General features: G+C 62.0%; 17 protein-coding genes, 1 tRNA gene and 1 pseudogene. 3 read left to right on the top strand and 16 right to left on the bottom strand.

Features of this window, described 5'->3' with window-relative positions:
- Both JQK15_RS25155 and JQK15_RS25150 read left to right on the top strand, forming a co-directional pair.
- A partial coding sequence (locus JQK15_RS25155) for an FAD-dependent oxidoreductase (protein ID WP_214869116.1) occupies positions 1–1083 on the top strand: 1083 nt, incomplete at its 5' end.
- The gene (locus JQK15_RS25150) at positions 1080–1472 is read left to right on the top strand and encodes a 4Fe-4S dicluster domain-containing protein (RefSeq protein ID WP_214869114.1); all 393 of its coding nucleotides are present in this window, start codon (positions 1080–1082) and stop codon (positions 1470–1472) included. The genes JQK15_RS25155 and JQK15_RS25150, both read left to right, overlap by 4 nt.
- Here the strand turns inward: JQK15_RS25150 and JQK15_RS25145 are convergent.
- The 14 genes and pseudogenes from JQK15_RS25145 to JQK15_RS25080 all read right to left on the bottom strand — a co-directional run.
- Positions 1469–2194 carry an SDR family oxidoreductase gene (locus JQK15_RS25145; RefSeq protein ID WP_214869112.1) on the bottom strand — a complete coding sequence of 242 codons (726 nt, stop codon included), beginning with the start codon at positions 2192–2194 and terminating at the stop codon, positions 1469–1471. The two genes, JQK15_RS25150 and JQK15_RS25145, sit on opposite strands and share 4 nt — an antisense overlap.
- Positions 2194–2874 (bottom strand): DOPA 4,5-dioxygenase family protein, encoded by a 681-nt coding sequence (locus JQK15_RS25140; RefSeq protein WP_214869110.1) that lies wholly within the window; start codon positions 2872–2874, stop codon positions 2194–2196. The genes JQK15_RS25145 and JQK15_RS25140 overlap by 1 nt, the downstream gene beginning before the upstream one ends.
- A 41-nt stretch (positions 2875–2915) precedes the next feature.
- Positions 2916–4280 carry an LLM class flavin-dependent oxidoreductase gene (locus tag JQK15_RS25135; protein WP_214869109.1) on the bottom strand — a complete coding sequence of 455 codons (1365 nt, stop codon included), beginning with the start codon at positions 4278–4280 and terminating at the stop codon, positions 2916–2918.
- A gap of 13 nt (positions 4281–4293) precedes the next feature.
- Positions 4294–6804: a TonB-dependent receptor plug domain-containing protein gene (locus tag JQK15_RS25130; RefSeq protein WP_214869107.1), complete on the bottom strand. Its 2511-nt coding sequence runs from the start codon at positions 6802–6804 to the stop codon at positions 4294–4296.
- Positions 6805–6844: 40 nt separating this feature from the next.
- The gene (locus JQK15_RS25125; protein WP_214869105.1) at positions 6845–7807 is read right to left on the bottom strand and encodes an ABC transporter substrate-binding protein; all 963 of its coding nucleotides are present in this window, start codon (positions 7805–7807) and stop codon (positions 6845–6847) included.
- Positions 7807–8652, bottom strand: a complete 846-nt coding sequence (locus JQK15_RS25120) for a class II aldolase/adducin family protein (protein ID WP_081331559.1) — start codon at positions 8650–8652, stop codon at positions 7807–7809. Before JQK15_RS25120 ends, JQK15_RS25125 begins: the two co-directional genes overlap by 1 nt.
- A gap of 174 nt (positions 8653–8826) precedes the next feature.
- On the bottom strand, positions 8827–11523 hold the full coding sequence (locus tag JQK15_RS25115; protein WP_214869102.1) for an exo-rhamnogalacturonan lyase family protein: 2697 nt from the start codon (positions 11521–11523) through the stop codon (positions 8827–8829).
- Positions 11524–11537: 14 nt separating this feature from the next.
- Positions 11538–12194, bottom strand: a complete 657-nt coding sequence (locus JQK15_RS25110) for a DUF6250 domain-containing protein (protein ID WP_214869100.1) — start codon at positions 12192–12194, stop codon at positions 11538–11540.
- Between the two features lie 35 nt (positions 12195–12229).
- Positions 12230–15013: a TonB-dependent receptor gene (locus JQK15_RS25105; RefSeq protein WP_214869098.1), complete on the bottom strand. Its 2784-nt coding sequence runs from the start codon at positions 15011–15013 to the stop codon at positions 12230–12232.
- Between the two features lie 825 nt (positions 15014–15838).
- A complete protein-coding gene (locus JQK15_RS25100) occupies positions 15839–16075 on the bottom strand; it encodes a sigma factor (RefSeq protein WP_214869096.1) in 237 nt (78 codons plus the stop codon).
- 448 nt (positions 16076–16523) lie between these two features.
- Positions 16524–16979, bottom strand: coding sequence for a hypothetical protein (locus JQK15_RS25095; protein WP_214869094.1), 456 nt, complete (start codon positions 16977–16979; stop codon positions 16524–16526).
- A gap of 85 nt (positions 16980–17064) precedes the next feature.
- A complete protein-coding gene (locus JQK15_RS25090) occupies positions 17065–18657 on the bottom strand; it encodes a DUF5597 domain-containing protein (RefSeq protein WP_214869092.1) in 1593 nt (530 codons plus the stop codon).
- Positions 18658–18735: 78 nt separating this feature from the next.
- The gene (locus tag JQK15_RS25085; RefSeq protein ID WP_251008040.1) at positions 18736–21594 is read right to left on the bottom strand and encodes a TonB-dependent receptor plug domain-containing protein; all 2859 of its coding nucleotides are present in this window, start codon (positions 21592–21594) and stop codon (positions 18736–18738) included.
- 46 nt (positions 21595–21640) lie between these two features.
- Positions 21641–22441 (bottom strand): annotated as a pseudogene (locus JQK15_RS25080) (cation diffusion facilitator family transporter); the annotation flags it as partial.
- Positions 22442–22629: 188 nt separating this feature from the next.
- On the opposite strand from JQK15_RS25080, the gene JQK15_RS25075 reads away from it, so the two are divergent.
- Positions 22630–22716: transfer RNA gene (locus tag JQK15_RS25075), tRNA-Ser, on the top strand.
- Positions 22717–22719: 3 nt separating this feature from the next.
- On the opposite strand, the gene JQK15_RS25070 is transcribed toward JQK15_RS25075, so the two are convergent.
- Both JQK15_RS25070 and JQK15_RS25065 read right to left on the bottom strand, forming a co-directional pair.
- The gene (locus JQK15_RS25070; protein ID WP_214869090.1) at positions 22720–23205 is read right to left on the bottom strand and encodes a hypothetical protein; all 486 of its coding nucleotides are present in this window, start codon (positions 23203–23205) and stop codon (positions 22720–22722) included.
- Between the two features lie 309 nt (positions 23206–23514).
- Positions 23515–23628: IS3 family transposase (locus JQK15_RS25065; RefSeq protein ID WP_214869118.1), on the bottom strand; the 114-nt coding region annotated here is incomplete at its 5' end.

Genomic DNA, 23628 nt, shown 5'->3' with positions numbered 1-23628 from the left:
GAAGCCGCGCCGATCACGCGCAGCGCCGATGTCCTGATCATCGGCGGTGGCATGGCCGCCTGCTGGGCAGCGATCATGGCGGCACAGGCGGGCGCTGAGGTGCTGCTGGTGGATAAGGGTTTTGTCGGGACGAGCGGCGTCACGGCGACCGGTGGTCCCAATCACTGGAATTCGACCCGGACGCTGCCCTATTTCGCGGCCCGCTTCTTCGATGCCGAAGGCCGCGAACTGGATGTGCCGCCACCGATGAGCGGGGAGGCGGCGCATCTGCGCGCCCTGGCTCGTGCGCTGGAGGCTGGACCGGTATTGGCCGACCTGTCCGACGCGCCGGACGCTCTGAAACAAGGCTTGCGTCGTATCCAGCCAGCCTCGCTCGCGCCGTTCGAGCGCAAGGGGATCGATCTGTTCCGCGATCGCTTCCCGGTGCGACTATTCGGCGAAGGCACGGTCCGCGGCACCGGCGGGCTGCAGATCGTCGGTGCCGGCTGCGAGACCAACGTCCCCAATCTCTATGCGGCGGGTGACAGCGCCACGCGCGAACTGGTCGCCGGGGCGACGAGCGGCGGCGGCGCGCAAAATGCCGCCTGGGCGCTCACCTCCGGCCGGATCGCCGGCGCCGCTGCGGCGGCCCATGCACGTCGGACCGGACGACGAGGCGACACGCCGGTGCTGGCGGCCGGCACGGCAGGCCTGCGGCCCGCTTCCACTGCACGGCTTCCCGACGCCGGTGAGGGTCTGCCGATCATCCAGGCCGCCACCATCGGCTATGATGCGGCGCTCTGGCGCTGCGCGGACAAGCTTGTGCGGCACCGGGATGCGGTCGAGGCCGTCTGGCGCACGATCGCGGATCATGGCCGCGCGGAGGGCCTGGGTGCGGTGGCCTTGCGCGAACAGGCGGCGATGGCGGCGTGCGCGCGCTGGATCGTGGCGGCGGCGCTGGCGCGCGATGAAAGTCGCGGCATGCATATGCGCATCGACCGGCCGGGGACCGATCCGGCGCAGCAGAGCCGCTTGCTGGTCGCAGGGCTGGATCACGTCTGGACCCGTCCGGAACGGCCCGCAGCGCAGGAGATCGCCGCATGATCGCGCAGATATTCGCAGAGCGCTGCACCGGTTGCCAGGCCTGTGTTGCGGCCTGTCCCACCCATGTCTTCGACGCCGGAACCGATGGCGTGCCGCTGATCGCACGGCTGGATCAGTGCCAGACCTGTTTCATGTGCGAGCTTTATTGCCCGGCCGATGCCCTCTATGTCGCGCCCGAGCAGGAGGGCGAACCGGGCCTGTCCGCCGTTGAGGCGCTGGCCATGGGGCAAGTCGGGCGGCTGCGCCATGATTATGGCTGGGATCGCGATGCACCGCCAGAGGCACCGCATCTGCAGGACTTCTGGCAACTCGGCCCCTTGTTGCGCGAAGGGGCGGAGATTGCTGCGCGCCGTTATGCCGCGCGACGGGCGGACACGGACATTGCCTAGCGGAAACTATAGCCGCCATCGCAGAACAAGGTGGCGCCGGTCATATTGCCATTGTCGAGCAGGAACAGGGCCGCCTGAGCCTGTTCCTCGACATGGGCGGGGCGCCCGGTCAGGCAAAGTTCGTTCCAATGGGCGTAGGCGGCCTCACGCTGAGGTGCGGGGCGCCCCCGCCACAGGTCGCTGTCGGTTGTGCCGGGCGACAGGCAATTGACCCGGATCGGGGACAATTCGAACGCAAGGCCGCGCGCCAATCCCTCCAGCGCTGCATTGCAGGCGGCATAGGCCGGCGCGCCGATCGGTCGGACCGAGGCCGCACCCGACATCAGCAGGATCGATGCTGTCTGTTTCAACACCGGAAGGGCCGCGTGGACGGTCCAATATTGCCCCCAGAATTTGGCGTCGAACAGCGCTTCGCTTGTGTCAACATCGCCGTCACGAAAGGCCCCGGTGCGATAGCTGGCGGCCGGGGTGAATAATCCGTCGAGCGCCGGCACATCGGCGAAGAAGGCCGCGATCGATGCGCGATCGCCGATGTCGATGGGGCGGGCGGCGGCCTGCTCCCCCAATATCGCGATGGCGCCGGACAGCCGGTCGGGCGATCGCCCGCCGATCAGCACCCTGTCGCCGCGCGCGACCAGCAATTTCGCCAGCGCAAGACCGATGCCGCTGCTGCCGCCGACGATGGCATAATGCCGGCCGGCTTGTTCCCTCGCAGCGCCCATCAGCTACGCTCGATCGCGACCGTCGGCCGGGTATTGGGATAGATTTGCTCGACCGCCGGCTCGCCAGCCGCAAGGTCCGGCTTCTTCATGCCATAGGCATTCACCGGCTGCGACCGGTTCACCCACAGCGCATAATGGAGATGGTCGGCGCGCGGATCGTCGGTATTGGGATGGACCAATATGGTCAGGCCCAAACTGTTTAGCTGGAGCCAGGGCAGGATCAGCGGCTGCAGGTCGGTGCCGAAGCCGAAATAGAAGGACGGCGTGACATGCGGACCGCGCGGCTCCGCATTCCAGTTGCCCAGCTCCACCGCAAAGCGTTCCGCCGTCCATTGCCGGATGCGCACTGCCTTCTCGTAACTATCCTCATCGAAATAGATATGGGCGTGATAGCTCTTGATATCGGTATAGGCGCGGGGCCGATCGGGCAGACCATGCTCCTCGCCGGGGCGCACCGCCAGGGGGCGGGGTGTCGGTTCCGTGGTGGTGGCATAGCCCCAGGGGCTCTTGCCCGTATGGGCGGCGATGGCCGCGGGAGAGGGCGCAGGAGCGGCGGCAAAGGCCGGCGCCCCGATCAGGCCACCGGCAGCCGCCAGTCCGCCGGCGCGCAGCAATTGCCGGCGGCCGGGGGAGAGAAGATCGGCCCAATGCTGGTCGATCGGGTCATAGGGCTGGGACATGTCCGGTTCCTTGTTCTAAGATTTTGGAAATGAAGCGCCGCTCAGTTCCTGACAGCCGCCACGGCCGAAGGACGGGTGAAGCGGTTGCCTGGGCGTTCTAGGCCCAGATTGTCGCGCAGCGTGGCGCCCTCATAGGCGGTGCGGAACAGACCGCGCCGCTGCAGTTCGGGGACGACCTCATCGACGAAACGGTCGACCGATCCATGCAGGTCGGGGAACATGATGTTGAACCCGTCGGCCGCGCCAGCATGGAACCAATGTTCGAAATCATCGGCGATGTCGCGCGCGCTGCCGAACAGGATGCGATGCCCGCCGGCGACCATCTTGCGCAGCAATTGGCGCACGGTCGGCTGTTCGCGGCGGATCAGGTCGATCACCAGTTGCTGGCGGCTCTTGTGCGTGTTGGTGACCGGGATCGCGGCGGGCAGCACGACCGGCTCATCCAGCGGCAACGTCCACAGGTCGATGCCGATATTGACGAAGCGGGATATGCCCTTGAGCGCAGAAACCGGATCGAGCAGATCCTGAAGCGCTTCGTAGCGGGCACGGGCTTCCTCGGCATCCTGGCCGACATAGACCGATATGCCGGGCAGGATGCGCACATCACTGCGCTTGCGACCATGGCGGCCGAGGCGGGCGGTGATGTCCGCGCCAAAGGCCAGCGCCTCGTCGAGCGTCTGGGCGGCGGTGAAGATGATCTCCGCTGTCCGTGCCGCGAGTTCGCGCCCGTCATCGGATGATCCGGCCTGGGCAATAACCGGATAGCCCTGGATCGGGCGGGCTGCGTTGAGCGGTCCCTGCACCGAAAAATGGGTGCCCTTGTGATCCAGCCGGTGGAGCTTGGCAGGATCGGCCCAGATGCCGCTCTGCTTGTCCTGGACGAAGGCGTCATCCTCCCAACTGTCCCACAGGCCCGTGATGACGTCGAAAAACTCCTCCGCGCGCTGATAGCGCTGGGCATGCAGGACATGATCCTCCCGGTTGAAATTCTCGCCGCCGCCGAGCGACGTGACCAGGTTCCAGCCGGCCCGTCCCGCGCTCAGATGATCGAGCGAGGCGAGGCGGCGGGCCAGCGTATAGGGTTCGTTATAGGTGGTGTTGGCCGTGCTGATCAGGCCGATCCGGCTGGTGACCACGGCCAGGGCGGGTAGCAGCGTCAACGGGTCCCAACGCATCCCCTGCGCCGAACGAGCCAGCGAGTCCGCGTCGAGATCGGGAATGGCGACGCTGTCGTTGAGGAAGATCGCGTCGAACAGTCCCTGTTCCAGCTTCTGCGCGACGCGGGCATAGGGGGCAAAGCTGCGCGAGGCATCGACATCTGCCTCCGGCAGACGCCAGCTCGCATTATGCGAGCCGTGCCCCGACAGGAAGGCGCCGAGCTTGAGCGTGCCGGAGGGGTGGGTCATGCCTGCGTCTCCATCAGAAGCTGAAGGACAGGCGGCCATAATAATAGCCGCCATAGAAGCCGAACGGGGACTGGGCCGGATAGGGCGGGAAGCCGTTGGTATCCGGCAGCGTATTCTTGTCGGGATAGGTATCGAAGAAATTGTTCGCGCCGATCGCGACGTTGATATTGCGGGTCGCCTGGAAGGACAGGTCGATGTCCGCGATCCACTTGGCGCCGTAGAACTGGTCGGTCGCGGCCGTCGTGCCGAGGAAGGCGACCTTGGCGTAGCGGGTCTCGCGCAGGTTGAGCTGGAGATTGCCGAGCTTGAGATCCTGTCCCAGGATCAGTTTGGATCGGGGCAGGTTGCCGGCGATATAGCCCTGCGCCTGACGGTCGAACAAGGTGAGGTTGAGCGCCGCCAGTTCCGGCGGGTTGTCGGCCACATGCGTGATCTTGGTCTTGTTGTAGTTGTAGCCGAGCGTGAAGCGGATCGACTTGTCCTCGCCCAGCGGCTGCAGATAGTTGGCCACGGCTTCGACACCGCGGGTCCGGGTGTCGATCGCATTGGCGAAATAGCGCACCGAATAATTGGGGTCGAAGCCGTTCGCGACCAGGATCGCGCTGACGCCCGCGCCGGTCAGATAACCAGTCTGGGCGATGCGATCGTCCAGCTTGATCTGATAGGCGTCGACCGACAGGTTGAAGCGCGTGCCCAGCCTGTAGGTGAAGCCGGCGCTCAGGTTGAAGGATTTCTCCGGCGTCAGCGGCTTAGCGCCGAGCGCGTCGCCGATCGGCGTGCCGGGCCGCACCGACTTGGCGGTGATGAAGGTCTGGACACCGTTGACGGTGGTATATTGGTTCGATGTCTGGGCAAAGGCGGACTGGGCCAGCGATGGCGCGCGGAAGCCGTTGCTGATCGTGCCGCGGATCGCAAAATGATCGGTGAAGTCGTAGCGGGTGGTGAACTTGCCGTTCAGCGTGTCGCCGGCGCTGTCGTCATAATGTTCGGCCCGACCAGCCAGCCCAATGAACCAGCGCGGCACCGGATTGATGCCCAGGTCGACATAGGCGGCATAGCTGTTACGGCTGAGCTTGGCGGCATCCTCGGGCGTAAGCACGATCGCCCCCTGGGCGCCGATGGTGGCATAGCGGCCGGCCAGCGGCGTGCCAGCGGGATATTGATAGAGGCCGTTGGCATAGGCTTCCGGGTCGCCGGCGATGGTCTGGAAGCGCTCATAGCGATGCTCGGCGCCGAAAGAGATTTTCAGCGGTTCGGCAAGGCCGATATCCACGCCCTTGGAAATATCGAGATTGTTGGTCCACTGGGCGAATTTTGCGGTGAAGGTCCAGAATTGCGTTGGGCTTGCATCGCCCAAGGAGGCGTTGAGGCTCTCCGTAGAGCCGTTTTTCGACCGGTTCTCGCCATAGGTGCTGGACAGATCCCAGCTCCAGCCACCCGCTTCGCCCTTGATGCCGGCGAGGATCTGGAAATCATTCTCGTCCAGCGTGTAGTTGGGCGCATAGCCATCGGGATAGATGGACAGCACTGCATTGGTGGAATTGGGGCGGCGGAAATTCTGCCCGATGATCGCTTCGCGGGTCGACCAGGTCGAGGAGGAATAGAGGGTTGCGGCCGGCGAAAGCGGCAGTTCCGCATTATAGAGGATCGTCAGGGCGCGCAGGTCGGGCAGTCCGCCGGTGAACACCGTCTTGTCTCGGCTTTCGCGCGGATCGGGCTGGCCGTTGGCCAGCGGATAATAGAAGGCGCCGGTCGCGGGAATGGCGCGGCGGGCATGATTATTGTCCTTGGCGCTGGCGGCGATGTTGACGAACCCGTCCGGCCCCAGCTTGAAGCCGATATTGCCACCTGCCTCGATATTGCGCCCATCGGAATTGCCGCGATAGCTGTAGCGCTTGCCGCCGTTCACGGTCAGCGTGCCGCCATGGTCGTCATCCTTGAGCACGATGTTGATGACGCCGGCGATCGCGTCCGATCCATATTGGGCGGCGGCGCCGTCGCGCAGCACCTCGATCCGCTTGATCGCTGCCGCCGGGATCAGGTCGATATCGACGGAATTGGCGCCCTGGTCGACGCTGCCGGTCGACAGGTTGAGCAGTGAGCTGTTGTGGCGCCGCTTGCCATTCACCAGCACCAGCACATGCGAACCGCCCAGGCCGCGCAGGCCCGCCGGGCGCGCAACGCTGTTCCAGGATGAGGAACTGACGGTCAGCGAGTTGAAGCTGGGCAACAATACGCCCAGCGCGTCGCGCAGCGAACTGTTTGCCCCCAATGTCGCCAACTGGCTTTCGTCGATCACGTCGATCGGCACCGGGCTTTCAAGCGCGGTGGTCGCGCGGCTGCGGTTGCCGACGACGACGATCGTCCCCTCGGCATTGGCATCGTTTGGGGCTGGGGCTGGGGCCGGGACAGGCCGTTCCTGCGCAAGTGCCGACGAACCGATCCCGACCGCGGCCAGGGTTGCCGTGGAAAGCCATAACTGAAGTCGCGCGCCAAAAATCGACCGGCTGATATCATGCCGCATAAATTCCCCCTTTTTTAGATGTTCGTGACGGTCGGCCCAATCAGATCAGGCCCGGTTCCCACAGCGCCGACAGGTCGTGGCGATCCCGCACCAGCGCGAAGCGGGCGAGATCGTCGGCGACATGCTGCAGGCTTGCGATGGCGGCCTTGGCGGGCGGGACGATCAGGGCAGGCCGGCTTGCCTCGCGGGCCAGGCGCTGGAACAGGGCGGCGGGCTGGCTACTGAGCGTTGCCGACAGCGCCGCCCAGCGTTCCGGGTTTCGGTCGATCCATTGCCAGGTCGCCTGTTCCCGGCGCAGATAGTCGCGGATCGCCGCTCGCTTGAGCGGATCGGCCAGCGCGGTCGGATGGGCAGAGATGCAGAAATTGCCCGAATAGAGACCGGCGACCGATCGGACGATCCAGCGTCCGCCGAGCAGGCTTTCGGTCAACAGGGCGGAAATGCCGCCGGTGACGATCGCTTCGACATGACCACGCGTGAAAGCGGCATTGGCGTCGTTGGCGGGCAGGCCGACGGCCTGCACGTCGGACAGGCGCAGATCATGCGCTTCGAGCAGTTTGAGCAGATAATAATGATTGTTGGTGTTGGGCGTGTAGGCGATGGTGCGTCCGCGAAGGTCGGGAAATTGCCGTGCGCTTGATCCCTTCACCACCAGCACGCCGCTATTGTTCACATCGCCCTGGTGGGTGGCGATCAGCCTGAGCGGCGTGCCTGACTGCAGCGCGAAAGCCGGTGGAATTTCGCTCATATAGGCATAGTCGAGCGCACCGGCGGCATAGGCATTGAGCACCAGAGGGCCGCCGGGCAGGTCGACATAGCGGACCTGGTATGGCGTGTCGGCCTGTCCTGCCGCCGCCATGAAATTGCCGGCCGTCGTCTTGTAGCGCCAGACGCTCAGGGTCACGTCGGACAATGCCCGTTCCGTGACCGCACCGCATCCGGCCAGCGTCAGGGCGCCGGCGCCGGCCAGCAGCGCCCGCCGGGAGTAAAGCTGGGCGCTCATCAGTCCAGCAGATCGGGCTGCGCGCGGACGATCTCGTCCCAATAGGGCAGAAAGCTGAGCCAGGCCCATCCTTCCCGCTGGTCGGGAGAGGGAAGCTGGGACGGTGGATCGATGATCGGTGCTCCGGCGGCCCGTGCCGTCAGTTGCACGCGGGCGGCGCTTTCATAGGCGATGAAGCGCCAGGCCGCACTTTCCACACTGTTGCCGACGGTCCAGTGGCCATGATTGGCCCAGAGCAGGATGTTGCGGTCACCCAGTGACTGGACGAACTGCTGCGCGACGGCATCACGCCCCGTAGCGGCATCCAACGACCGGTCGGGCACGAAGACCACCTGATCCTCATGGAAGGCGGCGAGGTCGGCGATGATCGGCTCGACCGGTTGCCGGAAGGCGGACCAGGTCTTGGCGTGGAAACTATGGGCATGGACGATCCCGACGACGTCCGGCCGGGCACGCTGGACGGCATGATGATAGGGGATGCCGGAGATGTTGACTGGCCCGTCGCCCTCGACGACCCGCCCGTCGCTGTCGATCCGCAGCAGGTCCGATACCCGAATATGGGAAAAGGGGACGCCGACCGGATTGACCCAGAAATGGTCCACATGTTCAGGGTCGCGGGCGCTCAGATGGCCGGCCAGGCCAGGCTCGACGCCATGCTGGGCCAGCAGGCGCAGCGACGCGGCCAGTTGCTGCTTGCGGTGCAGCCGTTCGTCCCGAACTGTGCGCCGGGCCGCGTCCGCATGCAGCCGTGGCGCATCGCCATCGCGGGGGACATCATGGATGCGATGGCGCCGTAGCGCCGGGTGCGAGAAACCGTCCGCATGACTTTGCGATATTATCGTCATTCACCGCTCTCGTTGGTAAACGTGGCTGGTGATGTTTTTTTAGATATGTCCCGTGATCTGTATCAAATGACTATGGCGTCATTTGAATTGTAAGATTGAATAGGTGAATATTATCTATTTATGATTTTTCCTTTTTTATCATTGTCGCAATTTATCGGTCGTTGATCGAGATGTTCAATCTGGCGGGACCAGGGCCAGATTCTGGATTGCTGCCAGCCCCCATTGGGCTGCGCCATTTGTCGACAGGCCGGGGATTTCCACGATGCCGTCGCCCGCCTGGATGGTCGCCAGGCCCGGTTTCAGTTCGCCATCCTGAAACTCGTTCCAGGCGCGCGCTGCCAGCGCCGTGTCCTGCAACGCGTGCGCGGCATAGGCGGTCAGGCGCGAATGGGCCTGGCGCAGATTATGGCCGCGCGGCGCTTCGCCAAAACGCCTTTCCCATTGGTCGGCGGGGGCGTTGTACCATTTGCAATAATCGATCCATGCGGTGCGATAGGCGGGGGCATCGACCAGCGGCAGAAGTTCGGCCATGATTTCGACAATGCCGAAGACGGCATTGAGGTGGCTGACGCTGACATGGTCGCCGCCGGATACGAAGCGGCCGCTGGCCAAATCGAAGTTGGCGCCGCCGGCCCGCCATTGGCGGGGCAGGGCGGCGATGCTGTCCATGCCGGCCAGGATGCGGTCGCGCCAGCGGTGGTCGCCGGTCCTTTCCCACTCGGTAAACCAGGCGGCGACCAGGCTGCCCCAGCTTGTGCCGAAGGACAGTTGGATCACGCCGTCCGGCAATCCTGCGGGTTTGACGACGGCGCCGACGCCGCCGGGTGGCAGCGATTCCGGCGCCCGATCGGCAACCTTGCGGCCAATATCCACATGTTGCAGCACGCGGTCGGAATGGACCAGCGCCCGCATCAGGTCGCCGACCCGTTCGTCGCCGGTCAGATAATAGAAAATGCGGCGATAGGCAGCATTGGATACGCGCGGCTGCTTGCTGCTATCACTCCAGTGCTGGACGCCGTGGCGCGTGCCAAGGCCGGCCCAGGGGCCGGCATGATAGACGTCGACCTCGCCTGTGTGGCGGGTCATCGCTTCCGCCATGCGGAATATGTCTGCCCGGCCTGATCGCAAATAGCTGTACCAGAACCACAGGTCGGTCGACAATTCGCTATTGTCCCAGGCATAGCCGCCAATGTCGTAGCGCCATTGATGCCGGTCGCTGTCATAGCTGTGCATCACGTCGCCATGGTTCCAGAAACCATACCAGTGGCGCCGGTCAATCTCGTCGCGATAATGATCAATCAGCAGGTCATTCTGTCGCTCGATCGCCAGGGACAGGGCGCCACTGGTCGCGCGCGGCGCCCAATCGCCGAACACGCCGGCGGCATGAATGCGATCCGGCTGGACCTGCAACCGGGCGGGGCGGGCCACCTGGGCTGCATAGCTGTCCAGCGTTGCGGCATTGGGCGTCGCGGGCAGCGCCCAGAGCCATAATTCATTGGTGCGGGCGATGCCTTTGGCCTGATCCCAGCCGGGTTCATAATCCTCATAGGTCATGTCCAGCCCGTCATTCTGGCGAGCATAATCGGTCATCCCCAGCACATCGCGATAGGAGCGCATGTCCATGGCAGGCGCGTCTGGTGCATGCAGCCATGCGGTCAGGTCGGCCGCGTCCCCCGCCGCGCCGTCAATGTCGAGCTGGACCGGATGGCGTTTCCAGAAATCGGCCATGCCGATCGCCGCGCCGCCCGATGGCGTGCCGACATAGGCCAGCCCGCGGGCACGATCGCCTTCCAGCGACTGGATCGGCGCACGCCCCTTGCGGGTGCGCTTGGTCAGGGTGAAACCCTGGGCATTGCCCTGGAACAGCCGGAAATCGCCCCATGCGGGTATGCTGTCGAGCAACTGGCGCAGACGATCCGGCAGCGTGTCGACCGATGGCGTCGCGCGTCCGTCAATCTGTGCCTGACGAAAGGCTTCGCCGACATCGCGGCGCAGGCCCGTGAGCGGTCGCACCGCTTCACTGAACAGGCCATCGTCGGTGGCGATGCGGACATGTCGATCGTGCAAGGGCGCGGCCATCGGTACCTGCGCCCGGATGCCCAGACCGCGCAGGAAATCGCGATCGGCGTCGCCATCCCAAATGAAGCTGTGGACGATGCGGACGGCCGGACTGTCGGCGGTGAAATAGAGGCGCAGGCTGAAGGGCAGCCATTGGCGGCCGTTGTCGGCATGACTGCCCTCTACCTTGACGACGGCACGGACCGGACCGCTTTGTTCGACGGTCAGCGCGTCGATCCGACTGGTATAGCGCTGGATCGACAGATTTTCCGATTCCTCGTCGGACGCCGCATTCTGGACGCTGGCCAGCAGATGGACATTGCGCAGCAGGGGTTGGCCATCCTGCTCAGCTGCGGCGATGATGGCGCTGCCCGTGCGCGGCAGGCGCCAGGATGTCGCGCCAACATGCACCAGCACGGCATCGGCCTGCTGTTCGACGCGGACAGGATGCGCTGGAGCCGGATTGCGTCCGATGCCGATCGAGACATGGGAGGGGGCTCTGTCGATCATCGCCGGCAGCGCATGGCCGCTCCATTTGATCGTTCCGTCCGGCCAATAGGCCAGTGGCCAGCTTTGCAGCGGCAAGATGGCACCATCTGCACCATGCACCTGAAGCCTGTCCGTCCCGCGCAGCGTGCCGCGGGGCCAGGGCGTGCCCCAACTTTGGCCGCCGTCCCAGGCTGGCGGGCTTCCGTCCAGCCAATGCACATTCGTTGTCGGCAGCGCCTTCGCGGCGCGCGCTGGTGTCGGTAGGGCGAGCACGGCGCCACCCAATAGGCTGGACTGGAGCAGGGCGCGGCGGGAGAGGGGCATGCGGTTTCCTTGGGTCAGCGAAGTGCGCGAACGGTGAAGTCGCGGATTTTCAGATGGCTGGCGGTGGTGCGCAGGGCGAAGTGGCCACGGGTGTAGGGATGATCGTCCTTAAAGGCGAACAGTCGCTGGCCATCGCGCAAGAAGGTGATCTCGTTCCCGTCTGCGGTCAGGACGATATCCTGCCAGCGATTGGCGACCAGCATGTCTTCGGACCCGCGCCGGTCATTTTCCGGCAAGAGTGGTCGCTCGCCGGCGCGGCCGACATAGCGGCGAAAGCGGGTGGTGCTGTTGCCGTTGCCGCCCAGCCCGACATAATAGGTCTGCAGACTGTCATATTCCTCGAACTTGCCGCTGCGCGGTCGGGCCAGGACATCGCCGTCTGGCACTGCGGGGGCGTTGGCCATCCAGAAGCAGTTGAGGTCGCTCACCCGATCATGCGGTCCGCCATGTGACACGGCCTGCGCCCGATAGCGGATTTCGAGAGGCCCGTAGAGCAGCGGGCGGAACCACAGGGTAAGCCCGGCGGGGGCTTCGATATCGAGCAGCCCGCCCTGCGCGCGCACGGTGGCGGGCTTTTCGGCTTCGATCTGCCATTGGCCCAGCCCATGCCGGAAATCGTCCCGATGCAGCAGACGGCCGGTTGCGGCACGGGCAAAGGCCGGCAGGAGCATAGCCCCCGCCAGGCCTGCCAGCGTATCGCGCCGCGTCACAGCTTTGCCCGGACGCCGAAATAGATGCGGCGGCCATAGGTTTCGATGACATTGCGGCGATAGATGCTGTTGGCATTCTCGATCCGGGTGGAATCGGTCAGATTGACGCCCTCCAGGAACAGCGAGACATGCGGGTTGACGACATAGCTGGCTGACCCGTCCAACTGGCCGAACGCTTCCCCAAAGGACGGATTGTTGCCGCGATCGACCGCGTTGATCAGATAGCGGCTGCGCCAGTTATAGGATCCGCGAATGGCGAAGCGCCCATCATCATAGAAGAGCGAGGCATTATAGCTGTTCCGCGACACGCCGGGGAAGGGCAGGCTGGCATTGGTGAAATAATCACGCCCTTCATAGCCCTTGTCCTTGTTGTAGGTATAGTTGGCGATCACCCCCAAATGGCTCAATATACCGGGCAGGAAATCGAGGCCCAGTTGCACGCCGGCCTCCACGCCCTGGATGGTGACATGCTGAGTGCCGTTGACCGGCAGGCGAATGGTGTAGACTTGCCCGTCAATTTCCTCCTCACGGCTGTCGGTGTCGATGAAGGACTTGATGTCCTTGCGGAAGGCCGTGACCGACAGATAATTGGTGCGCGAGATATAATATTCGACGCCCAGATCATATTGCCAGGCCCGATAGGGCTTTAGCCCCGGATTGCCGCGCGATCCGGTCAGGCCGACGGGGTCCAGCCGGACATTGGGCGCCATTTGCGAAGGAGCAGGGCGGGCAAGCACGTCGGACGCTGTAGCGCGCACCACCAGCCTGTTGGGGACGAGTTCGGCACGCAGGTTAGCGGACGGTAGCAGCACGGTATATTCGCCGGTATAGCGGGCGGGCGTAATGACGCCGCCGCTGCTCTGGCTGCCGGTCGATATGGTGCGGGTGTGGACCAGGCGCGCGCCGAACACGCCCGACAGGTCGAAGCCCAGATCGGCCTTGAACGCGGCCTGACCATAGCCGGCGATGGTTTCTTCCTTCACCCGATAGGTGTCGAGCGGCGAGATGCTGGTATAGGGATCGGGAATGCCGATCGCCTTGGCGAGGTCATCGCCCAGGTTCCACCAGCGGTCGATGCCGGAAAAGCCCAGATCGCCAGTCTTGAAGAAGCTGCCGTCGCCCATGCCGCCATAATTGTTGAGCAGGCTCTGGATTGTCGCGAGCTGGGCGGCGGGTGTCGTGGTCGCCAGAACCTGCGTGCCGCTGATGCCCGACCGGGTCAGGGTCGTCTGGCCGGTGATGCCGTTCAGCGTATAGACCGCGTTGCTGAAGCGGCTGCTCGATACCAGCCTGTTCTGTTCGATGCCGCCCTTCAGCGATGTCAGCAGGCCGTCATTGTCGGGGCGATATTCGGCGTCGAATTTGGCGCCTTGTTCCTGCTGGCGGTTGAGGCGGGGCCGCGCCTCGACGGACAGCGTGTTGATGCCCTGGGTCGTGGTGGTGTCGATCGGCAGGATGATGTTGGGCGCATGCTGCGGATTGTCATAGTCGATGGTGATCCAGGGCAGGGCGTCCTTGCCGGAGACTGACGCGGTCACGTCGACCTCATCATTGAAGACGCGCGATGCGGCATAGGTGCCGCGGGCCGACAGCTTGACCTTGCCGACCTGCCATTCGGCGCCGACGATGCCGTTGAAGGTGCGACGGCGCAGCCCGCCGATGACGCTGCGATAATTGACGCTGGGGCCGGTCCCGGCGGCGCTGTTGTTCACGAAGGTGACGGTCTGGGCCGTTTCGTCGCGGATCACGACGCCGGTCGGGTCGATCCCGCCATTGGCCACCGACTGGGTGGTGGAGAGTTGCAGATACTGGTCGTCTGATCGCGTATTGCTCTTGGTAAAGGTGCCCTCGACATAGGCCTTGAAATTATCGTCCGGGCGCCATTCGACGATGCCATTGAGGGCATAGCGCTTGGTCGGCTCGGTCGCTGTGATGTAGCGCGGAATGTCCGGGTAGAAATCGCCAAAGCCGCTGCCGTCGAGGTCGACGCAGCGGGCCTGGTTGCGACCCGACAGGCAGTTCTGGCTGGCGGGCGTCGCCGGCTGCGTCGTTTCCACCTGGCGCCAGCCGGTGGTGCGCGCCTGATCGTAGCGGATGGTGCGATCTTCATAGGTGCCCGAAAGCAGCACGCCGATCGTGTCATGCGCGAACAGCTTGGAGCCGATCAGCGCGAATTTGGGATCCACCTTGTCCGCCAGTTCATTGTAGATGCCCTGTGCCGACCCGGCCAGATAGCCTTCCTTCGCATCGAACGGGCGGCGCGTGATGATCCGTACCGTGCCGCCCAGGCCGCCTTCAGTCATGTCGGGCGTGGCGGACTTGAGCACTTCAAGGCGCGAGACGAATTCGGCGGGCAGGTCGCGGAAGTCGACCGCGCGGTTGCTGCCATTCCCTGCGGCTGCAGCGATCGAGGTCGAGAGGGCAGACTGGCCGTTGATCTCGACCCGGTTGAGTGATGGATCGGCGCCGCGAATGGTGATCGCCTGGCCCTCACCGCCGCCGCGGGTGATCTGGACGCCGGTCACGCGCTGGAGCGCTTCACCAATATTCTTGTCGGGGAACTTGCCGACATCCTCGGCCGAGATGACGTCGACGACCTGCGCGGACTGGCGCTTCACTGCCAGCGCGTCGGCCAGGCTCTTGCGGATGCCGGTGACGACGATGTCGGAGCGTTCCGTTGCCCCTTCCTGAGTGGCTTGCGGCGTGGATTGGTCTTGCGCCTGGGCGAAGGTGGATGTCGTAGAGAGAAGCAGGAAGACGGCGCTGGTAAGACGATGCACGACAGAGGACCCATTTTGTCGGACTATTGGACGAGGGGCGGGCTAAAGATAACGGAATTGGTAGACAAAAAAGTTTTTCTACCCCGGTATGAAGGGAGAGGCGGTGGCCGCTGCTCCTATTGGCAATGCTAAAGGTTTGAAATTTGGCCATTGGTGCTGGAGAAGATGGCGATACGGGAATTAGGCATCGTCGGCGCGTATGGGCACATTGGGGTCGGCCACGACCTATGAGATATACTCATGGGTCAACAACAGGGCTATTTGCTTCTGAACGCCAAGGCACGCCGCACGCCCCCCCCACTGCTTGGTTCGATCTTAGCAGACCCGAATGGAGCCGTTTATTTGGTCATCTGGGGCGACGAAGTGGCAGTAGTTGCCCCAGCCGTCGGTCGGCCTTGGTCAGGTTGCTGCCATGAGGGGGGGCGGAAGCGGTGTCCGCTTTGTCGAGGTATCGGAAAGTTCCATAACGTTCACAAATGCTTTAATATACAGCTATTTAGATAGAATGACGGTCTCATGGTGTGCCTTGACGGCTAGACGCATTTAGGATTTTATGTTGGCCGGGAAGTTGGCCAGGAATCAATTGTGCCTTTGCAAATCAAGCCGCTGACGGCGAGTGCCGTTGAAGCATTAAAACCGAACCAGCGCGGCAATCGGCGGGTCATGGTCGGCGGTGAACGCTGCGAAGGCTTGCATGTCAGGCTAGAGGGGAAATCAAAGGTTTGGGCTCTGCGAATTAAGGTCGGAGAGAAGCGACGGGATATTGGGCTTGGTAGATAAGTATCGAAGTTTGGTATGAGTAGCCCCTAGATTTCTGGACGCCTTCTATCCTAATTTTGAGGACAGGAGACGACGATGGGGAAGCCCAATTTCAGCGATGAGTTCAAGATAACCACCGGGATTGTCCGGCGACTGCCTAGTCGCCATTTCACCGAAGCGAACATACGCCTCTTGTACAACCTCTTCAGCGTTATCACGATCACCGGTGATTTTACGGGCATATTGGACAAGATTGCCCCTTTGCCCGGCTAGCTGGTCAAACTGAAATTTCGAATGACCCACTTTAATGCGCCTTGAGAACAGCGCAGCATAGCGCCCATTTTTCTACATTTTGCGAACCATTTGCATTAGTAGCGATATGCAGTCGTTCTGGCAAACGTGCAAATCTGGCGAGAGAAGGGTGGTGATGTGCCCGGCCCGTCCATGCCAATGGCGTGTTGACGCTCACCGTAGTTCGCCGTGCCGAAACATCAAATGGCCTCGGCATTCAATTGCTACTTTTTACATTTCAGCGCGCATCGATACGGCCGCAAGAGGGGCAGGAGTAGGCAGTCAAACTCGAACGTCAACGGGCTTGACTATGGCAGCTATCTCCCTGCCAGAAAGCCAAACCCGCCGTTCTGCTTACGGCCAGACTTGGGCATCCCGAACGGGAAAGCGGACGGGCTGCACTTCGGGATCGAAAAACTGAGGCTGAAGGTCTGATTTGGGTCGCTTCGTGCCGTGCCTCTCAATCCACACGGGCGTCGCGGCAGTTTGGAAGAGAGCCCTTCAATCGCTTCCCTATCCACATTCCTCCGGGGGATTTCGATAACGAGAGTGCGGATATGGCATTATAGCTCCCACCGTTTTGTGCTCGGTCTCTGAAACAGATCGTTATCTGGCTATCTGTCATCGATAGCACATCGAATGACATGGCCCACTCATGCGAGCCCATTTCCATAGATGCGCTGAGCCTGTTCTTTCTGATCACGGAAAATCCGTAGTCGGAAAATGTCTTCTTTCCAGAGGCGCGTCGTGGGCCGGTAGAATTTGGGAAGCTCGTCAAATCGAGATTCGTTAAAATGCTGTCGACGGCTCCGCTCTTAACGCCGCAAATCGCGGAGGCGGAAGAGACGAGCGCAGCTGGAATCGCAAACAATTTTACCGTCTTCATGGCATGTGCTCTGGAGATATGGTGATTCATCTACAACCAATGCCTGATTCCGGAGTGATGGATACTACTGGTCAATGACCACAACGGGACACAAAGGATCATGCCGAAAGGCACGCTAATAGATCCCGGTTTGGACACGCACCATCTTTGATTTGGTGAAGTTTATCCCAAAATCAGTCTCATCGCCGTTCAACCATCGACGCATTGTCCATGTGCCGGCTTCATAGGCCCCGTCTTCGACACGCAGCACCTGGCCCCGCCGTTGATCGGCCCGGACAAACTCGACGCGAACGTTCGTTCCGCCGACCAGCCATTCCTCCTTGGCCGTTTGAACGATGAAGACGCGACCCGACATATCCGGCGAATTGGAAACGATTCCGGGCGTATCGCCCCATGGCGGCGGACCGAACGAAACCAACGCGCGCCAGCCATCCGCGAGCGTGAGTGATTGCTGTGCCTTGCCGGGTTCTTCAACCGCCGCATGCAGACGGTGGTCCGCGGCCGCTTGCCCGATGATATCGCGGATCGGATCGAGCAGTGCGAAATTCTCGGCATGTGCGGCCATCGCTGCGGCCTGCTCAGCTGTCGGGTCACTTTTGTCGATGCCAAAAACCGAAAAGCCGATGCCGCCTCGCGCAAGCACATAGTAAAGATAGGGCGCCGTCTTCGTGCTGAACTCGGTTTCCGATACCCAGGACGGATTGTCGGCGCGGGCATATTGATCAAGCACGCGCTGATATTCACCAGGATTGTTGGTGTAGATGTCCGTGCCGATAAGGTCGATGCTTGGCGCTGCCGCCTTCCACAGGTCGAGCATCGACCATATCGGGCCGCCGCTGGGATAGTCGATGCCGGGATACTTGAAGCCCTTGTAGCGCATCCAGCAATTGACATAGACCGGAAGCGGATAGGCGGCGCGCCCCGCTGAGGCCACCTGTTCGATGAAGCTGGCAGTCGACCAGGCGGCGAAAGCTTCGTCGGCCTGCGGACCGAAGGCTTCACGCCATGACCCCGCCGGTTTGCCGAGTGTTCGGATCAGATCTGCCGGTGCCGCCGATTTAAATGCTGCTTCGGCTTCCGAGCCATGGTCGCGAACGCTGCCGAGCGAACCAGGCTCATTTTCAACCTGCACCATGATAACCGTATGTCTCTCTCCATCGACCTTCTTGAGGTGGCGAAGAAATGCGACATAGGCTTGTATATCCGCCTCCCGGTTGTTCGTGCTGAACGGACTTTGGACATCGATCGGTTCGCCTTTTTCATCCAGCATGCGCGGGTAGCGTTCCGGATTGTCCCGCATCCATGTCGGAACATAATGGTTTTCGCCATTTTTCCATGTGCCAAACCACAGCAGGATAAGGCGCTTATTCGTGGAGCGCGCCTTTGCGATCAGCGCATCGATATTGCGCGTGTCATAATGCCCGGGGGAAGGCTCAAATTGCTCCCAGTAGATGGGTGCCTCAATTGTATTGGGTGACATCTTCAGGGCTTGAGCCCAGGCTTCATCGAGCACGGCCGGCCAGGCACTGCTATTATGAAGTTGTGCCGCAAGCACGAAATAGGGGCGTCCATCGACCATCAATGTGCGATGACCGTCGGCACCGATCGCAATGCTCGGCATTTCGTTCGACAGGGCAGGCGAGAAAGGCAAAGCCACCGCCATGAGGCAAGCCATTCCCCAGCGGATGAACAAGGATAGCATCGTCATTCCACTTCGACTGGAACTGATCGGTCAGGCGAAAATATGGCGACGGGGCCAGTAGGCAGCCCCGTCGCTTGCGGTTGTTCAGAACTTGACCGCTACGCGCGCGTAGCCGAACTGGTCGGGCATGTCGTAGGTCGTGGGATCGAAGCTGCCGCATGACAGGCAATCCGGCGCCCTCGTGCCGAGCAGATTATTGACCCCGAGCGTGACCGTGAACGCGTCGTTGAGGAAACTTGGCGTGAAGCCGATCTGGGCATCGAGATAGAGGATGCTGTCCATCACACTATAGGCGTTCGCAGCGGGCTCGGTTACCTTGGAAATATAGCGACCGGTGAGAGAGGCGTTAAAGCTGTTCGAGGAGAAGTCGAGCACGGCCGTCCCCTTGTATCGAGGATAGGCCTGAGGTGATCCGGTCTCGGTTCCCTCATAATGTGTTGTCAGCGTGCCGGTGGTGGTTGGCACCTCGATCGAATAGTTCAACAGGAAATTGTTCGACACGCTCAGGCCGAAGCTGCCGCCCCACACGGGAGGGGATCGATAGTTGAAGGTAACATCGATCCCTTCGCTGCGGATCGTCGACAGATTCTGCAACGTACCGCGAACCTGCGCGATCGCGCCCGAGGCGGTCCGGCTGAAGGCCGAACATGCAAGGGCGTCGCCACGATTGTAGCAGCTGTCGACCAGCACGTTGGGATCGGGAACGCCGATCGCGTCATCTACCTTGATCGTGTAATAATCGACCTCGAGCGACAAGGCCTGTGCGAAGCCGCTGTCACGTGCCCAGCCGGCCGAATAGACACCGCCCAGCACCCAACTCACCGACGTTTCCGGCTTGAGGTCGCGATTGCCCCCGGTCAGCAGCCCGAAGCCGGTGCCACTGGCGATGTAGCTGCCATTGGCCGGAACGCCCTGCGCAAGGCAGACGGTGTGTGTCGTCTGGTTGGTTACCGAGTTGAGGTCCGAGCATGGATCGACAATGCCGCTGGCCGCGCCATCGAAGCGCGACAGGGCGCCATAAAGTTCGCCAATGCTGGGCGCGCGGAAGCCCTGCGCCCAGGTGCCGCGCAGACGCAGATCCTCGACCGGCTTCCAGCTGAGGCCCGCCTTCATCGTCGCCTTGCTGCCGCTCGTCGAATAGTCCGAATAGCGAGCCGCGAAGGATGCCTCGAGCAGGTTGAAGAAAGGCGTGTCGCGCAACAAGGGCGCGTTGAGCTCGCCATAGACCTCATGGACGTTAAACGAACCGCGGCTGGGGAGAGCGGGAATGTCGGAACTCAGGCCCGCTGCCACCACGGGGTCGGGATCGAAGGAGCCGAACTGGTGGCGATATTCATAGCCGATCGCAACCCCCAGCGGCCCGCCGGGAAGATCGAACAGCGAGCCGGAGAGATTGGCGGAAATATCACCCAGTTCCTGCGAACTGCGATCACGCTGGACGAAGCTAACATAAGCAAGCATTTCCGGCGTGATCGTGCCCAGGCCACCGAAAATATTGAAGGGCACGCATTCACCGGTGCATTCCGAGACAGGACCGAGCGCCTGGGCAAGCCGGGCGGCATTGATGTTGCCGGTCATCACCTGCTTGGAGCTGTTGACGGAATAGACGCCATTGATGTCCCAATACCACGTTCCCTGGCCCAGCTTGAACTCGCCGCCGAGGGTCAGATTGGCGTACATCGTGTTGACTTCCTGGCTGAACCGGCGTGGGCCGGCCTCCACGAAACGCCGCGAGATCGCATTATAGTTCGGCGCAACGCCGTCGCCGCCAGCCGTCAGCGTGTAACCGAACGGGTTGTAGGGATTGGTGACATCGATCGATATCCGGTCGAGCAGGCTGCCATTCCCGTTACCGGCATCAGGACCGATAGACACCGGGACATAGGCGGCCTGGTTCACCGAAGTGCGGCGATTATAGATGAGCTTGGCCGCTACATAGAAGGCGTCGCTGACTTCGCCCTTGAAATTGACGAACGCGCCGATCCGCTCATTGGGCGTGAGCAGATAGTTGACCGGACGGTAGTTGAAGCGATCCGCCGTCTCGAACCGCTTGAAGTCCGGGCTGTTATAGGGATCTGTTGGGTCAAAGACCGGTACACCCGAAATCGGCGCATTACGCAATGTCAGGTCGAGCGTGCCGCCGCCATTGGGGTTGATGATCCGAAAGCGACCATTGGGCGTGGTGCCGCTACAGGTGGCGGTACAGGCAGTGGCTCCGGGGACAGGGAAACTATAATAGGGGCGGTCGCTGGCAAACACGCTGCCCTGCTTGGTATAGTTGCCGCCCACGACCAGCGACACACCATGTTCCTCATCCTGCGCGCCCCAGCTGATATTGTAATTCTGGGTTACGCCGTCGCCTTCATCATAGGCGCCGACCTGGGCCGAGGCGAGAAAGCCCTTCTGGCGCGTTTTGGTGATGATGTTGACCACGCCGGCGATCGCATCGGAACCATAGGTGGTCGACGCGCCGTCCCGCAGCACTTCGACCCGCTCGATGCTGCCTTCCGGAATGGCATTGAGATCAACCGCGCCGGGAATGCCGCTGGCGGATGCGCCGTTGATGAAGCGCAGCCCGTCGACCAGCACCAGCGTCCGCCGGCTACCCAGATACCGCAGGTCAACCTCGGCCGATCCCGCGCCAACGCCGCCACCATCGGGCGGATTGCCATTGTTGCCGCTTCGGTTGAAGCGGGAATTGAGCCCGCCAGCGCTGCCCGGAAGTCGTTGCAAGATGTCGCCAATCGAAGACAGGCCGGTACGGGCCAGATCGGCACTGTCGAGCGCGGTCACCGGCGAGGGTATATCCACCGGATCGCGCCGGATGCGTGATCCGGTCACGATGATGGCGGCTGCCTCGCCCTGTTCGGGCTCTGCTGCAGGTTGGGCGATGTCGGCCGGTGCCGAGGTCTGCGCGAGAGCGCCTGTGGCAGTCGTTGCCATCGCGAACATTGCGGTCGATAGCAGCCAATTTCTACGGCTGGATGTCATAATGTGCACTGATCGCCACGAACACGGCATCGGGCGCGGTGTGGATCGTGCGCACATGATTGACCGCGCTGATCTGTGGTCGCTTGTCCAAAATGGCCCATAACGCCGAAATGATCGCCGGATCGGCACTTTCGCCGATCAGCAGCCTCTTGGCTTCGCGCGCGAGCAGCATGGCGACCCCGGCCAGGATGAGACCCACGGATCGATGCGACGCCATCGATCCGTGGGTCGGCATAATGATGACTGGCCCAGACTCCGATGCCCGCAATGCCAAGGCCGATTAGCGCCGCACTGTCCTCGAACAGGACGATGAAGCCGGCCGGATCCTTGGATCGGCGGATCGATTGCCACCAGCTGCTTGAGCCCCTCTTGCCGTTGAACTCGCGCACCGCGATGGCCCAGCTTGTTCCCTCGAGCAGGACCGCGACCGCCAGCACCACATAATTGATCGTCGGGTCTCGCAACGGCTCAGGCTCGGCAATATGTAGCCAGCCCTCATAGATCGAGACGCCAGCGCCGACGGCAAAGATCAGGATGGCGACGACGAAAGCCCAGAAATAGAGTTCGCGGCCATAGCCGAAGGGGTGGGTGGCGTCGGCCGGGTGCCTGGCCTTTTCCTGGCCATAGAGCAGCAGGACCTGGTTGCCGCTGTCGACCAGCGAGTGGACCCCCTCGGTCAGCATGGACGAAGAGCCACTGATCGCCGCCGCCACGAATTTGGCGATGGCGATCCCGACATTGGCCAAGAGGGCCCATAGAGGACCATATTCTCGCGTAACCTGTGCGGCAGATCGGCCATGGGGCTCAACCGGGATAAGGGCTGGAGCGCAGGCCACGGATCAGGCGGCTTGGTGTTGATCCTCCTTAGCGGGCCAGTTCTTGGGAAGCAGTTCGAGGATGGAGATGATGACACTGCCGCTTAGCGGCGCTTGGGAAATCAATTTGGGCTGGCTATTTCTATCTCTTGATTCTAGGAACGCCGCGTTTGGACGGGTGGCCGAGTGGTTTAAGGCAGCGGTCTTGAAAACCGCCGTGGGTTCGCGCCCACCGTGGGTTCGAATCCCACCCCGCCCGGGTTCACCCGTCAACGCCTTTCGCACACCAAGCTTGGATGTCGGACAGAAGAATTTTGGGAACGATCAGCCGGCTTCCTGGACGGGCAGCGGTGTTCACGATCCCTTCGTCTGAAAGCGCAAATCCCAGAGTGCTGACGCTATCGAGTAAAATTGATAAACATCTGCAAAGGTTATCGATCGATTCCGACCGATCCTCGAATTGCTTATCTTGGGGCGCAACCCGGTTCGGATTGTGGACCGTGAATTTTCTTAACCGTTTAACGTCATTTTTTAGCTGATGAATTTCGAGATTTTGGTTTGCGATAACGCCATGCGAGATCTCCAAGTCGGACGTTTCTCGAATTGTTTGCGGCTTCAGACCGTTCTGTCTGTAAAACGTATTCTCTATAAGTGCACGGTATGATTTATTCCGAAGAAGCCCCCCTGAACTGACGTTGACATGTGGAGAAATATACTTTGCGAGTTCGGATATGTTCGCAAATCTCATCTGCGATCGTTCCAGCTTATTTATCTACTGGTTCATTAGTTCCAATGGTACCGCCATGAGCGAGTTCTGGTGGTCTCGAGCGTTCTGCGACCCTTTCGGTGCGCCCATAGCTATTGCATTATGTCTGAAAGAAGGGGGATCGATACTGGCACATGCTGCTGTGGTTCCAGCATTGCTACAGCGAGATTGTCGAAAGATATCTCCGTTATAGACATTACCGAACGAATATAGTTGGCTAGTGACCGAACCGCATCCGGCTCAGGCTCTAATCCTTCTAGCAGGGTGTCAACTTGAGTAGCCCCTAGTTTTCTAGACGCCTTCTGCTTTTAAAATCTGCTGCCGTTCGAACTGTGCGGGGGACAGCATCCCGTTCCTGACCTGCTTGCGGACCGGATTGTAGAACATCTCGATGTAATCGAACAC

The organism is Sphingobium sp. BHU LFT2, assembly GCF_018604485.1.
GTDB classification, from domain to species: domain Bacteria; phylum Pseudomonadota; class Alphaproteobacteria; order Sphingomonadales; family Sphingomonadaceae; genus Sphingobium; species Sphingobium yanoikuyae_A.
This window is presented reverse-complemented; position numbering and strand designations above follow the sequence as displayed.

Excerpts from the sequence above, each read along its gene's own strand:
- JQK15_RS25150 (WP_214869114.1), top strand. The coding sequence starts at position 1,080 with ATGATCGCGCAGATATTCGCAGAGCGCTGCACCGGTTGCCAGGCCTGT.
- JQK15_RS25145 (WP_214869112.1), bottom strand. The coding sequence starts at position 2,194 with ATGGGCGCTGCGAGGGAACAAGCCGGCCGGCATTATGCCATCGTCGGC.
- JQK15_RS25140 (WP_214869110.1), bottom strand. The coding sequence starts at position 2,874 with ATGTCCCAGCCCTATGACCCGATCGACCAGCATTGGGCCGATCTTCTC.
- JQK15_RS25135 (WP_214869109.1), bottom strand. The coding sequence starts at position 4,280 with ATGACCCACCCCTCCGGCACGCTCAAGCTCGGCGCCTTCCTGTCGGGG.
- JQK15_RS25130 (WP_214869107.1), bottom strand. The coding sequence starts at position 6,804 with ATGCGGCATGATATCAGCCGGTCGATTTTTGGCGCGCGACTTCAGTTA.
- JQK15_RS25125 (WP_214869105.1), bottom strand. The coding sequence starts at position 7,807 with ATGAGCGCCCAGCTTTACTCCCGGCGGGCGCTGCTGGCCGGCGCCGGC.
- JQK15_RS25120 (WP_081331559.1), bottom strand. The coding sequence starts at position 8,652 with ATGACGATAATATCGCAAAGTCATGCGGACGGTTTCTCGCACCCGGCG.
- JQK15_RS25115 (WP_214869102.1), bottom strand. The coding sequence starts at position 11,523 with ATGCCCCTCTCCCGCCGCGCCCTGCTCCAGTCCAGCCTATTGGGTGGC.
- JQK15_RS25110 (WP_214869100.1), bottom strand. The coding sequence starts at position 12,194 with ATGCTCCTGCCGGCCTTTGCCCGTGCCGCAACCGGCCGTCTGCTGCAT.
- JQK15_RS25095 (WP_214869094.1), bottom strand. The coding sequence starts at position 16,979 with ATGAATCACCATATCTCCAGAGCACATGCCATGAAGACGGTAAAATTG.
- JQK15_RS25090 (WP_214869092.1), bottom strand. The coding sequence starts at position 18,657 with ATGACGATGCTATCCTTGTTCATCCGCTGGGGAATGGCTTGCCTCATG.
- JQK15_RS25085 (WP_251008040.1), bottom strand. The coding sequence starts at position 21,594 with ATGGCAACGACTGCCACAGGCGCTCTCGCGCAGACCTCGGCACCGGCC.
- JQK15_RS25070 (WP_214869090.1), bottom strand. The coding sequence starts at position 23,205 with ATGAGATTTGCGAACATATCCGAACTCGCAAAGTATATTTCTCCACAT.